General features: G+C 59.4%; 12 protein-coding genes. 10 read left to right on the top strand and 2 right to left on the bottom strand.

All coding sequences use genetic code 11. The features are described 5' to 3' along the window. The 5 genes from CFR79_RS16010 to spt all read left to right on the top strand — a co-directional run. Window positions 1-261: hypothetical protein (locus CFR79_RS16010; protein WP_220030239.1), on the top strand; the 261-nt coding region annotated here is incomplete at its 5' end. 458 nt (window positions 262-719) lie between these two features. After that, the gene (locus tag CFR79_RS06095) at window positions 720-1853 is read left to right on the top strand and encodes a sensor domain-containing protein (protein ID WP_110547254.1); all 1134 of its coding nucleotides are present in this window, start codon (window positions 720-722) and stop codon (window positions 1851-1853) included. 53 nt (window positions 1854-1906) lie between these two features. Next, the gene (locus CFR79_RS06090) at window positions 1907-3646 is read left to right on the top strand and encodes a fatty acyl-AMP ligase (protein ID WP_181417367.1); all 1740 of its coding nucleotides are present in this window, start codon (window positions 1907-1909) and stop codon (window positions 3644-3646) included. Between the two features lie 192 nt (window positions 3647-3838). Beyond that, entirely contained in the window at window positions 3839-4090 is a 252-nt protein-coding gene (locus CFR79_RS06085) for an acyl carrier protein (RefSeq protein ID WP_025812499.1), read from the top strand. A 6-nt stretch (window positions 4091-4096) separates the two neighbouring features. After that, on the top strand, window positions 4097-5299 hold the full coding sequence (gene spt, locus CFR79_RS06080) for a serine palmitoyltransferase (protein WP_110547252.1): 1203 nt from the start codon (window positions 4097-4099) through the stop codon (window positions 5297-5299). Here the strand turns inward: spt and CFR79_RS06075 are convergent. Both CFR79_RS06075 and CFR79_RS06070 read right to left on the bottom strand, forming a co-directional pair. After that, window positions 5283-6251: a hypothetical protein gene (locus tag CFR79_RS06075; RefSeq protein ID WP_162900379.1), complete on the bottom strand. Its 969-nt coding sequence runs from the start codon at window positions 6249-6251 to the stop codon at window positions 5283-5285. The genes spt and CFR79_RS06075 overlap by 17 nt on opposite strands. A 12-nt stretch (window positions 6252-6263) precedes the next feature. Then, complete coding sequence (locus CFR79_RS06070) at window positions 6264-7244, bottom strand: diacylglycerol/lipid kinase family protein (protein WP_110547250.1); 981 nt, start codon at window positions 7242-7244, stop codon at window positions 6264-6266. Between the two features lie 158 nt (window positions 7245-7402). On the opposite strand from CFR79_RS06070, the gene CFR79_RS06065 reads away from it, so the two are divergent. From CFR79_RS06065 to CFR79_RS06045, 5 genes are read left to right on the top strand one after another with little or no spacing between them, the layout of a single operon-like run. After that, window positions 7403-8317 carry a metallophosphoesterase family protein gene (locus CFR79_RS06065; RefSeq protein WP_110547263.1) on the top strand — a complete coding sequence of 305 codons (915 nt, stop codon included), beginning with the start codon at window positions 7403-7405 and terminating at the stop codon, window positions 8315-8317. 53 nt (window positions 8318-8370) lie between these two features. Continuing rightward, window positions 8371-9549, top strand: coding sequence for an LptF/LptG family permease (locus tag CFR79_RS06060; RefSeq protein WP_102324296.1), 1179 nt, complete (start codon window positions 8371-8373; stop codon window positions 9547-9549). Next, on the top strand, window positions 9546-10655 hold the full coding sequence (locus CFR79_RS06055) for an LptF/LptG family permease (protein WP_102324297.1): 1110 nt from the start codon (window positions 9546-9548) through the stop codon (window positions 10653-10655). Before CFR79_RS06060 ends, CFR79_RS06055 begins: the two co-directional genes overlap by 4 nt. After that, window positions 10652-11434, top strand: coding sequence for a sterol desaturase family protein (locus CFR79_RS06050; RefSeq protein WP_102324298.1), 783 nt, complete (start codon window positions 10652-10654; stop codon window positions 11432-11434). Before CFR79_RS06055 ends, CFR79_RS06050 begins: the two co-directional genes overlap by 4 nt. 8 nt (window positions 11435-11442) lie before the next feature. After that, entirely contained in the window at window positions 11443-12210 is a 768-nt protein-coding gene (locus CFR79_RS06045; protein ID WP_110547249.1) for a nucleotidyltransferase family protein, read from the top strand. Window positions 12211-12227: the final 17 nt, after the last annotated feature.

Below are 12227 nucleotides of genomic sequence, written 5' to 3'. Positions count from 1 at the left end.
AGTCTCACCCAGTCCAGACCGCCAATCATCGCCCCTAAGAGCAACAACCGCGCCGCCAGCATATCCCTTCCAGATACTCTCATATTCTCTTGTCAAAGACCCGCCGGAGCAGCATCGCCGTCCGGTGAAGGGGCTTTTACGGATATAAGCCCCCCCTGTCAACGCTCCGCTAAAAACGCTAAAAAGGCAGGGAATTCAGCCATAAAACAGCAGTTCCATTCCCTATCCGAACCAAAAAACCAGAAGAAAAATGAAAAATAAATGAAAAAAGGAGGGGCAAGCCCCTCCTTTCCTCAGATATCGAAAAACAGGGCATGTCAGATGAAGCCCCCCTCTCCCGACCGGCGGATCAAGAAGGCCGCCATGAAATGATCTGATGCCCACACCTAATCTATATAGATCAGCGCCGCACGCAGTCCGATGCCCCTTCCATGATGGACCTGAAGCCAAAGGATGTTCTGCTTTCGCCATGCAAACAGCATTCCCCGCAGCAGGCATCGTAATTATGCCACGCTGCCTGCCGCTCACTCATGCGCGTAAGCTGAAATGCCAGGGACCGCAAAAGACCAAACGACACCAGCGACCCGGATCACGTTAAAAATCGACGCCGGGCGCGATAACATATGTTACCTTAAAGCGTGTTTCGTGCCTGCCATAACAAGGATAAAATTCATCTTAAGATTGTGCCCCAAGCTCAGATGAACAGGCTCTTTAATTAAGTGTCCCATATTCTGTTTCCATACATCGCCCAACCCCATCAGGAATTCCACTCGCTCCCGATCGCGCTGGAGATGAGCCGCCTTTACCCGGAAATTCAGGTTCATATTGCCAGCCTGACGCCCGAGCGGGATGGGCGGATACGCATCCTTTCCCAACTCTATCCAAAATCATCGGTCACTTTTGACATTCTCGAAATGCCAGACTGGGCTCGTCGCCACATTGCACGCCATGGCCCCACCCCTCTGACCAAGATAATGGTCCTTTTTTTGAACAGAAATTATTTCCGCAGGTTTCAGGCGATCGTCGTTCCCGAACGGACATCGCTCTATTTACGCAAGATGGGTGTGCACGAGCCCCGCCTGATCTGGACCCGTCATGGCGCGGGAGACCGTGCCATCGGCTTCGCCAGCGACGTGCGTAAATTCGACTACATGCTGATGGCAGGCCGCAAAATAGAAGAACGCATGCAACAGGCCGGTGTCCTGCGGAAAGGACACTATACCACTGGCGTATATGCGAAATTTGACCTGGTCCGTCGCCTGCATGCCGGGCACGAGGCGCTATTTCCTAATGAACGGCCCACGGTCGTGTATAATCCGCATTTCAGTCACAGCCTGTCTTCGTGGCCACGTTTCGGCATGAAAGTTCTTGAATATTTTGCCCGGCAGACAAAATACAACCTGATTTTCGCCCCCCATTATCGCCTGTTCGATACCAACCGCCAGAAAAGCATGGAACGGCTCGCCCCGTTTACCGGTCTGCCGCATATGATTATTGATCCGGGCAGTGATAAAAGCGTAGATATGACCTACACCATGGCGGCTAACCTGTACATGGGTGATGTCAGCAGTCAGGTTGGCGAATTCCTGATAAAACCACGCCCCTGCCTGTTTCTGGATGCCCACGGAACCCAATGGCAGGGCAACCCCAATTACGAAAGCTGGACGCTGGGACCGGTTGTGGACAATCTGGATACTCTGGGAACGACGCTGGACAATGCTTTTCTGTCACATGCAAATTTCCTTGATCGGCAAAAAGAGTATATAGGCGATACATTCGGCTTTGCAGAACCAACCGAGACGGCAGCCAAAGGCGCGAAATCGATTATTGACTTTTTGAAGCCAATTGGTTGAAGACCGCCCATTCGCCGTTCCAAGCTACGTCAATGGAAGTCACGTTACCGGAAATGATAAGCCTACCGACCCCCTCCGATTCTGGTCTGCCCCGTCGTTACGGCGATTTTCCGACGTTCCCGGCGGCGCTGGATTATGCCGCCCAGGGCGAAAGCGGCTTCAATATCTATTCCGGCAAAGGTGTCCTGCTCGAAGCGCTGCCTTACAGGACGCTGCGTGAACAGGCGATCGAAACCGGCAAGCGCCTTCTGTCCCTTGGCCTGAAGCCGGGCGACCGGGTCGCCATCGTGGCGGAAAGTGATGGCGATTTCGCCCGTATTTTCTTTGGCTGCCAGTATGCGGGGCTGGTATCTGCCCCGCTGCCACTGCCTGTCGCCTTTGGCGGGCGTGAAGGCTATGTCGGCACCCTGCGCGGCATGATTGAAGGGGCGGCGGCCTCCGCCGTGGTCATAGCCTCGATCATTTCGTCATGGACGGATGAAATCACGGCAGGTCTGGACCTGAAATTTGCTGGAACACCGGCAGAACTTCTGGAAACACCGATCACGGTGGACACCCTGCCCGCCATCAATGCCGAAGATCTGTCCTATCTTCAGTTTTCATCCGGCAGTACCCGTTTTCCCATGGGGATTGCGGTAACGCAGCGTTCCGGTCTGGCCAATGCCCATGCCATTGCCCTTAACGGGCTGAAGGTGCGTGAAACGGGCGATCGCTGCGTGTCGTGGCTGCCGCTCTATCATGACATGGGGCTGGTGGGCTTTTTCCTGACGCCCATGACGTGCCAGCTTAGCGTCGATATGCTGCCGACGCGGGAGTTTGCCCGACGCCCCCATGTATGGCTGGATCTGATCAGCCGGAACCGGGGCACGATTTCCTACAGCCCGTCCTTTGGTTACGAATTATGCGCCCGGCGCGCCACGTCGATCGAGCTTGACCTCTCGTCATGGCGGGTTGCGGGGATTGGTGGCGATATGATCCGCTATCATATCCTTGAGGATTTTGCCCAGCGCTTCGCATCCTCCGGGTTCGACGCGGGTGCGTTTACCGCCAGCTACGGCATGGCTGAAGCAACGCTTGCCATCAGTTTTGCGCCGCTTGGATCGGGTATCCGCACGGATACGATCGACCTGCGTGCGCTGGAGACACGTGGCGAAGCGATCCCTTCCAACGATCCCGCGCGCGCGCTGCGCACCTTTGTGCTGTGCGGTGAAGTGCTGCCCCAGCATGAACTCGAAGTCCGTAATGCGCAGGGGCAGGTCCTGAAGGACCGCGAGATCGGCACCATTTTCGTGCGCGGCCCCAGCCTGATGCAGGGATATTTCCGCAGGCCGCAGGAAACCGCGCGCGTGCTGGACTCCGCAGGCTGGCTGAATACTGGTGATCTGGGCTACATGCTGGATGGTCAGGTGGTCGTAACCGGTCGCGCCAAGGATCTCATCATCATCAATGGCCGCAATATCTGGCCGCAGGACCTTGAATGGTCGGCTGAAACCGAAATCAGCGCCCTGCGCAGCCGGGACGTTGCCGTATTTTCGGTTGATGAGGATGAGGGCGAAAAGATCGTGGCCCTCGTTCAGTGTCGTGCCTCCTCCCCCGAGGCACGCGAGACGCTTAAAACCGAAGCCGCCAACCTGTTCCGTCGGCAGCACGGCGTGGATGTCTCCATCATTCTGGTCCCGCCCCACACCCTGCCGCAGACATCTTCGGGCAAGCTAACACGGGCGCGGGCAAAGGCGATGCTGCTGTCCGGCGCGTTCCAGCCGCTGGAAACAACGTCTGTTTCGGTTGGCTGAGGGGTTACCCGCTGACCCTTCCCCCTTTGGGCAGGGCTGAAACGCGGGACTGGTCAAAAACCTGTTTTTCGATCATAAGACTTCCGGTTAAGAACAGATTACAATCCCAACCCGCGGTCCCGGATCGCGGGCAGGCCATTCATGCTGATCCCCTGCCCCACGGCAGGCCGGACGTGCGATAAGGATGTAGGAATGACTGAAACGGTAGCGAGCGTCTCCGCGCTGATCGTGAAGACGCTGCTGGCGAACCCCAAGGTTCCCCGTGATATCAATGGCAGCAGCAAGATCGTTGAGGATCTGGCCTTTGATTCACTGGCCGTCATGAACTTTGTCATGGAAATCGAGGATACCCTTGATGTTTCCGTGCCGCTGGACCGGCTGGCCGATATCCGTACCATCGATGATCTGGCTGCCTGCATCGTATCTCTCAAGCAGGCATCCTGACGCATCATGTCCATTTTCTCAAAATACGAGGGACTGGCGACAGCACTGTCGGCAGTGACCGCCGGTGGTGGCCGCAATCCGTTTGATGTGGTTATCGAAAAGCCCATTTCTTCTACTGTCGGGCTGATCGAAGGGCGGGAAACGCTCCTGTTCGGTACCAATAACTATCTTGGCCTCAGCCAGTCTCCTGCCGCCATTGAAGCTGCGGTCGAGGCTGCGCGGGCCTATGGTGTGGGCACAACCGGATCGCGCATCGCCAACGGAACCCAAGGCCTGCACCGCCAGTTGGAAGACCGTCTGGCAGCGTTCTTCCGCCGTCGGCACTGCATGGTATTCTCCACTGGCTATCAGGCCAATCTGGGCACGATTTCCGCACTGGCCGGCAAGGATGATTACCTGCTGCTTGACGCGGACAGTCATGCCAGCATCTATGACGGCAGCCGCCTGGGCCATGCACAGGTCATCCGTTTCCGCCATAACGATGCTGATGACCTGCACAAGCGCCTGCGTCGCCTTGAAGGTACGCCGGGATCGAAGCTGGTGGTTGTGGAAGGCATCTATTCCATGATGGGCGATGTCGTGCCCATGGCGGAATTCGCAGCGGTCAAGCGGGAAACCGGCGCATGGCTTCTGGCTGATGAAGCCCATTCCGTTGGCGTGATGGGTCAGCATGGCCGTGGCGTGGCGGAAGCCGATGGCGTGGAAGATGATGTGGACTTTGTTGTCGGCACTTTTTCCAAAAGCCTTGGCACGGTTGGCGGCTATTGCGTATCCAACCATGCGGGCCTGGACCTGATCCGGCTCTGTTCGCGTCCCTATATGTTTACCGCGTCCCTTCCGCCGGAAGTCATCGCCGCGACCATGGCGGCACTGGATGAACTGGAAAACCGCCCCGAACTGCGCGTGCGCCTGATGGACAACGCCCGTCGGCTGCATGCCGGACTTCAGGCTACCGGCCTGCGTACCGGTCCGCAGGCCAGCCCGGTGGTATCCGTCGTTCTGGACGAAGTCGAAACGGCGGTAGCGTTCTGGAACCGGCTTCTGGACCTAGGGGTTTATGTAAATCTCAGCCTGCCGCCCGCAACACCTGACCAGCATCCGCTGCTGCGTACCTCCGTCATGGCGACACATACGCCCGAACAGATCGATCGGGCGGTTGAGATATTCGCTGCTGTCGCAGGGGAAATGGGGATCAACCCCGCCGCCTGAAGAACCCTGCCTGCCGTAGCGACCATAACAGATACGGCAGGCAGATCAGCGGATGCCGCTCCGAAAACGGCCCCAGCGGCAGTTCAATGCCTGAATGGCGTCGGATCTTCCACGCGATGTAGCGTGCGCCACCTTCAAACGTGAACGCCCCCTTGAACAGGCGGCTGACATTCAGGACCGTACCCAGCCGGTCACGTAACCACCACCCTTCCCGCATGGCGCGACGCTGTTCCGCAGTCAGCCGGGGGTGCAGGACCGCGCCATCGCGCGTAAAAGCCACGCCATCGGCCAGCCAGATATCGGGTAACAGCGCATTATAGCGCTGTTCATGCCCCTGTAGCAGGGTCCGGGGCCTGCGTCCGTTTTCGACCCGCAATTCGGCCCCATAGGTATGGGCAAAAAGCGCCAGCCAGAATTCGGCGGCCGTGCCCTGTTCCGGCCCCAGCGCTGCGGCCCAGCGCCCGGCCTGCCCTACCGCGCGGATAATACAGCCCAGAATGGCATCCGCCGCTTCTGGTCCCCTGACCCATACCAGCCTTACGGGCTGGCAGAAACGCGCCCATACGGTGGTATCGAGTGTTGCGCGTCCCGTCATGCGGCGGAACTGAGTAATGGACAGAATGGCCACCTTGGCGCGGATGATACGGCCTTCCACAGGAATCTCGTGATATTCCACATTGGGCGGCAGGAGTTGATTGGCCTTGCGCGCCAGATAGCCTGACTTCCAGTCCGTCAGATCTTCCACCACCACATAGAAATCCAGAATACCGTCCGGATCTGGCTGGCGCAGGGCTGACCCGTAAAAGATCACGCCCATGGGGCGGGCCGCACCAATCAGTCGTGTCACGAACTGGGTGACAAACGGCGCAACGGGCTGGACCAGATCATCTGCCAGCGCATGGGCGATGCGACCGGCGGCGGCGGCACGGCTGGACGGGATGGGCTGGGACATGCTCGTCATTCCTCAGGCGTGGATAAAATCAATGGGAGCGGTGGAGGACAGGATGATCCGGCGTGCAGGACCGGGGGAAAAAACTTCCCCGTCCAGCACGAAGTCGGAGTCCAGCGCCATTTCGATACGCTGCTCGCACCCGCTGCAGTAATCGGGATTGTCCCGCAGCCACGCGGGATGCCGCCCCCGGAGCAGCGCCCATGACGCCGCCACCAGACGGGAGGGCTGGCCTGCGACATGAAGGTAATTGATGGCGTCGTCACGCGCACCGTCCGCCGTCCAGAATGGCCATATGCCATGGGGCAGGAACTGCAGTGTGGTGGACAGGAACAAGAAGCAGTTCCCCTGCCGCCGCACGCGCTCCCCCGCCTGTATCGTAATCGGGTCCCCACGCATCCATTGCTGGCGGGAACGGCGTTTGAGCAGATGGGCGACCGAGGACAGGAAGGAGACCACAACGGCCATTTCATGCGCATAATTGTTCAGGATCGCCGGCTGGTGAGCCAGTTCGATCCCGCGCGTGAACGCCGCCGCCCCGTGGAACATGCCGACAACCGGTTCGCGCGCATCGCTTTCGGGCCATTCCACAACCAGTCCGCAGCGCCTGCGCACATTGCGCCGCAAGGTGTCGGACGCAGCCAGATGCTGGAGACGTTCGAGCGCTTCAAGCCCGCGCATGCCGAAGCCCACATCCCCCGCGATCAGGTTGGTATTGCCCGAAGGCAGGACCGCAAGGGCGGGAAGGCGGTCGGGGGCATAATGGCGGCGGACTGCCGTCAGTACGTCGCTTACGGTGCCATCGCCCCCGTCTATGACGATACAGTCCATATCGCTCGCTGCCAGTTCGGCAATATGGGCATCCAGACGGATGCGGTCGGCAGGATCGATGAAATTCTCTCCCAGCAGGTTACGGGCTGTCTGGGCATATAAGCTGCCATCGCTCATATTCCGCCGGCTGCGCGGGTTGTAAACAAGCGCAAAACGTCCGGTCACTGATTATCCCATCCCTGTCTGAAATTTGACGTACAGGCCATAAGCAACCATCTGCCTTCTATTGCAAGGCAGGAAAAGACGGAGCGCCCCCACGCGCGGGCAGGCATAACATGCGCCCGCGCCACGATGGCCGCCAGAAGGCGGGGAAAGAGGTCAGCTTGAGCACGATCACAATAGCCCATATTTCGGACCCGCACCTTCCGAGCGAAATGGCGCCGCCACGGCTGACCGAACGGCTCAACAAGCGCATGTTCAGCTATCTTTCATGGACAAGGCGCCGCCGTTTCATACATCGGCCGGAAGTTCTGGCGCGCGTGATGGAGGATATCGCCACCAGTCAGGTAGATATGATCGCCCTGACTGGTGACCTGACCAATATGGGCCTGCCGGGAGAATGCCGGCAGGCGCGACGCTGGCTGGAACAGATGCCTGCCCCGTGTACAGTCATACCGGGGAATCATGACACCCTTGTGCATGACGACTGGCAGGCGACCGTTGGGCTGTGGCAGCCGTGGATGGGGCCGCTGCCTTTTCCCTTCGTGCGCCGGATCGGCAATGTGGCACTGATCGGTGTCAGTACGGCAGTGCCGACACCATGGTTCCGGGCGACAGGCAGAATTGGCGTTCATCAGTCCAGACGGCTGCGGACAATCCTGCACGGGGCCGGGCAGCAGGGCCTGTGCAGGATCGTCATGATCCATCACCCCCCGGTTCCGGGCCTGGCCGTAACACGCAAAGCCCTGACAGATATCCGGAATTTTTCTGAATGTATTGCACGCGAAGGGGCGGAGATGATCCTGCACGGGCATATCCATCTTTCCACCCTCTCCTCCCTCCCCGGTCCCGCGGGCGGTGTGCCGGTCATCGGAATCGCTTCGGCTTCGGCCCGGTCAGATGACCCGCTGAGGGCGGCGGGCTGGAATCGTATTACGGTCAGCCCCCGTGGGAATAGCTACGAAATTGGTGTTACAAGACGTTTCTTTCCTGCCGACGGCACTGCAGGCACAACGCGGGAAACTATTTTTGATCCATCCCCTCCATCCCGCTGTTTTTCCGGTATAAGCACGCCTTGATGAGCCGCACGTCCTCTCTGCACCGGATATTGGGAAAACTGGCACCCAGCACGATGGATCGCTATCTGCTGCGACAGGTGGTGCCACCGTTCTCCATCGCCCTTGGCGTGGTGATGGCTGCCCTGCTGCTGGAACGGCTGCTGGTGCTGTTTGACATTCTGGCTGCCAATGGCAGTTCGATGAAGACCTTCTTCGGGCTGCTCAGTGACCTGATCCCCCATTATCTGGGTCTGGCGCTGCCTGCGGCCATGTGTGTAAGCGTGTTTTCCGTCGTCCGACGCATGAGCGCGAACCATGAGATCGACGCACTGACCGCAAGCGGCGTGTCCATTTTCCGCATATGCCAGCCTTTTGTCCTGACCGGAGCGGTATTCGGCGTTCTGGCTTTTTCGCTTTACGGGTTCATCCAGCCCTATGCGCGCTATGATTATCGCGCGGCCTTCTATTTCGCCAGCCATGCCGGGTGGACGCCCCACCTGCAGTCCAAGATGTTCGCGGCATCCGACGATGTCCTGCTGACGGCTGAAACGGTCGACCATGCCGGGTCGCGGCTGTGGCATGTCTTTATCCGCGACAACACGGACAAGGCGCATGTCCGCCTGATTTCCGCACAGAAGGGTTATCTGTACAACCCTGCCGATGGGTCGCGCATGCGGCTTGATCTGGTGGATGGCACCATCATAACCGACAGTCAGGACAAGCCCCCCTCGATCACCAGTTTCACCCGCACCACGCGCCTGATCTCACGCGATGCCAAGATAGATGAGGAAGCGTACCGCAACCGGGGCGAAAGCGAACGCGAACTGACCGTGCCGGAGCTGTATTACGGCATAAAGCATGGCTATCCGGGCATCAGCCATTCCTACATGGTGGCCGAACTGCATTTCCGTCTGGCGCGTACCATCGCCATTCCTTTCATTCCCATACTGGCCTGTGCACTGGCAGGCGTGCGCAAACGCCAGCGTGGCAACCCCGGTCTGGCCATTGCCGCCATTACGCTGGTCGGTTTTGACCATACCCTTCAGATGGGAATGAGCTTTGTGGCCAACATGCACATGTCGCCCCTGCTGGTGATGTGGCTGCCCACTTTCGGCTTTGCCATCATCTGCACCGGCATGCTGATCCGGCAGGCTGGCGGGCTGCGCATCCTGCTTACCAAAGGTCCCGCCCTGCCCCCCCGCGAGCTTTCGGCTGATGGACTGCCGCGCCACATTGCGAAAGGTCGGGCATGAAGCACAGGCTCCGCCTTGGCTGCGGCACGGTCCTGCTTGGTTACCTGTCGCGTGAACTTCTGACCAAGGTGTTCACCACGGCCGTCATCGTGGTGTCGCTTATGGAGATCCTCGCCCTGCTGGAGCAGGTGACGGAAATCATGCACCGTCATCTCGGCCTGTCCGGGGTGCTGTATTACGGGGTGATGCACCTGCCGCTGCTGTTCGGCAACGCCATGCCGATCGCGGTGCTGATCGGGGCGCTGCTGACCCTGCTGCAACTGACCACATCGAACGAGATTTCGATCATGCGCGCGGCGGGCCTGTCCACGCCGGGGCTGATCAAGCTGTTCCTGCCCACCATTCTTGCGCTGGGCGTGCTGAGTGGCGTCGTGGATGACCAGCTTACCCCGCGCAGCGAACTGGCCCTGGCGCGCTGGTGGAACGAGACAACGCCCGGCGCGATCAACAACTGGCACAATTACTGGATCCGGTCGCATGATGACGTGATCAACATCAACTATCTCGATCATGGCGGGGCGCACCTGAAAAACGTGACCATCTATCACCGGGACCACCAGTCCCTGCTTCAGAAGGTCACGACATTATCCGACATGCACTACGAACACGGGCATTGGTATGGCACCCCTTCGCGCATACTGAGTGTCATAAGCCCGGCGCGCATCGACCTGCTTGATACCCCGCCGGGGCAGACGGTGCGCGTGGACTGGCCCCCTTCCCTCACGCCGGACCATATCATCCAGCTTACCATCAGTTTTACCCAGTCGGTCGGCACGATGCTGGATGAACAGCGGGGCACGCTTGCGTCCAGCCAGTCGCCATCCTTCTTCATGACGGAAATACTGGGACGCATCATGTTACCCGTGACATTTACGGTAATGCTGTTACTCGCGGTGCCGGTGGTCTATATCCCGCCCCGGGCCGGTACGCGTAGCTGGCTTCCAATATGGTGTCTGGGTGCAGGTCTGCTATTTGTTGTATTCCAGGGTCTGTTACGTGCCCTGGGAAATGCGGGAACGTTGCCCTCTCTTATGGCAATATGCGTCGGGATCCTGATTTTCATCCTTGGCGTCATCACCGTGCTACTGAGGATCGAAGAGCGATGATTACGAATACCCTGAAGAATAGTTCCATTCGCACGGGCCGGAGCTTCGACCTGGGCAAAATGAACCTTCGGCAGCTCTGGATTGCCTACCTCACCTATCCCACCATCATGCTGTATTTCGTGCTGGCCATCGCCAGCTACGCGGTCATGGTCCTTAGCTGCAAGTCCCTGCTGCCCATCGCGATCAGTATCGTATCCGTCATGCTGGTCTATCCGCTGGTATGGTACTGTATCCATCGCTTCATCCTGCATGGCCGGTTTCTCTATCGCATGAAATGGAGCGCCTCCCTGTGGAAGCGCATCCACTTCGATCACCATCAGGACCCGCACCTGCTTGATGTCCTGTTCGGCTCGCCGCTCAACACGATTCCGACCATAGCCATCGTGACCATTCCCATCGGTTACGCGATCGGCAACATGGCGGGAGCCGCTGCGGCCTTCGGCGCGGGGCTTACCATCACCTGCATCTATGAATTCTTTCACTGCATCCAGCACCTGAACTACAAGCCCCGCATGCGCTGGATCCAGCGCATGAAGCAGCGTCACGTGCTGCACCATTTCCATAACGAGAACGGCAATTACGGCATCACCAGTTTCGTGGCTGACCGACTGTTCCGCAGCTACTATGTCGATGCCCGCAGCTTCCCGCGCAGCCCCAGCGTCTTCAACCTGGGCTACGACGTGAAGGAGGCACAGCAGTATCCGTGGGTCATGGAAGAAACCGGCGCGCCCCCGCGTGACCGGCCCGATGGGGCGAACGTCACCCGTAACGCGGCGTGAGCGCCGGGATGGGGCTGAACGTACTCGTGCTGGCGGGCAGCAGGCCCGGCCGCATCGACCCGATGGCGCAGGCCGCGGGCATTTCACACAAGGCCCTGCTGCCGGTCTGTGGCATCCCCATGATCCAGCGGGTCATCCGTGCGCTCCAGTCAGTCGAGGCGATTGACCGGATCAGCATCTGTATCGAGCAGCCCGAGGTGCTGACTGGCATTGTACCCGATACGGTCACCTTCATTCCCCCTGCACCCGGACCGAGCGCCAGCGTGATGAAGGCGCTGGACCTGGTGGGCACGCCACTTCTGGTCACGACAGCCGATCATGCGCTGCTGAAGCCGGAATGGATACGCAGCTTCATACAGGCAGCACAGGACAGCGATTGCGACGTAGCAGCGGGGATTGCGATGGAAGATGCCATCCAGCGCGATGTACCGGGCACAAAGCGCACCATGATCCGTCTGGCCGACGGTGCCTTTTCAGGTTGCAACATGTTCCTGTTCCGCACGCCCGCAGCTTACGGGGTGATCCGCCTGTGGCAGAAGCTGGAAGCCGAACGCAAGCACCCGCTCAGGATGGCCCGCATTCTTGGCCCCGGCATCCTGCTGCGCTTCGTGCTGCGCCGCCTGACGCGCGCTGATGTCTGCCGCCGGATCGGGCAGCTTTCGCATGCGCGCGTCGCCATGGTCCCGCTCCCCGATGGACGCGCTGCCGTGGACGTGGACAAACCGGCCGATCTGGATCTGGTGGTCCGCCTTCTGTCCGCAGCGCCCGCGCACTGATACTGCTCCCGCGCGCC

It is taken from the genome of Komagataeibacter saccharivorans (genome assembly GCF_003207825.1).
Classification (GTDB): domain Bacteria; phylum Pseudomonadota; class Alphaproteobacteria; order Acetobacterales; family Acetobacteraceae; genus Komagataeibacter; species Komagataeibacter saccharivorans.
Note: the sequence above shows the minus strand (reverse complement) of the source record. Positions and strands in the feature narration are given on the sequence as shown.

What these genes read in the sequence shown, in the direction of transcription:
- CFR79_RS06090 (WP_181417367.1), top strand. Translation starts at nt 1,907, where the DNA reads ATGATAAGCCTACCGACCCCCTCCGATTCTGGTCTGCCCCGTCGTTAC.
- CFR79_RS06085 (WP_025812499.1), top strand. Translation starts at nt 3,839, where the DNA reads ATGACTGAAACGGTAGCGAGCGTCTCCGCGCTGATCGTGAAGACGCTG.
- spt (WP_110547252.1), top strand. Translation starts at nt 4,097, where the DNA reads ATGTCCATTTTCTCAAAATACGAGGGACTGGCGACAGCACTGTCGGCA.
- CFR79_RS06075 (WP_162900379.1), bottom strand. Translation starts at nt 6,251, where the DNA reads ATGTCCCAGCCCATCCCGTCCAGCCGTGCCGCCGCCGCCGGTCGCATC.
- CFR79_RS06060 (WP_102324296.1), top strand. Translation starts at nt 8,371, where the DNA reads ATGGATCGCTATCTGCTGCGACAGGTGGTGCCACCGTTCTCCATCGCC.
- CFR79_RS06055 (WP_102324297.1), top strand. Translation starts at nt 9,546, where the DNA reads ATGAAGCACAGGCTCCGCCTTGGCTGCGGCACGGTCCTGCTTGGTTAC.
- CFR79_RS06050 (WP_102324298.1), top strand. Translation starts at nt 10,652, where the DNA reads ATGATTACGAATACCCTGAAGAATAGTTCCATTCGCACGGGCCGGAGC.
- CFR79_RS06045 (WP_110547249.1), top strand. Translation starts at nt 11,443, where the DNA reads ATGGGGCTGAACGTACTCGTGCTGGCGGGCAGCAGGCCCGGCCGCATC.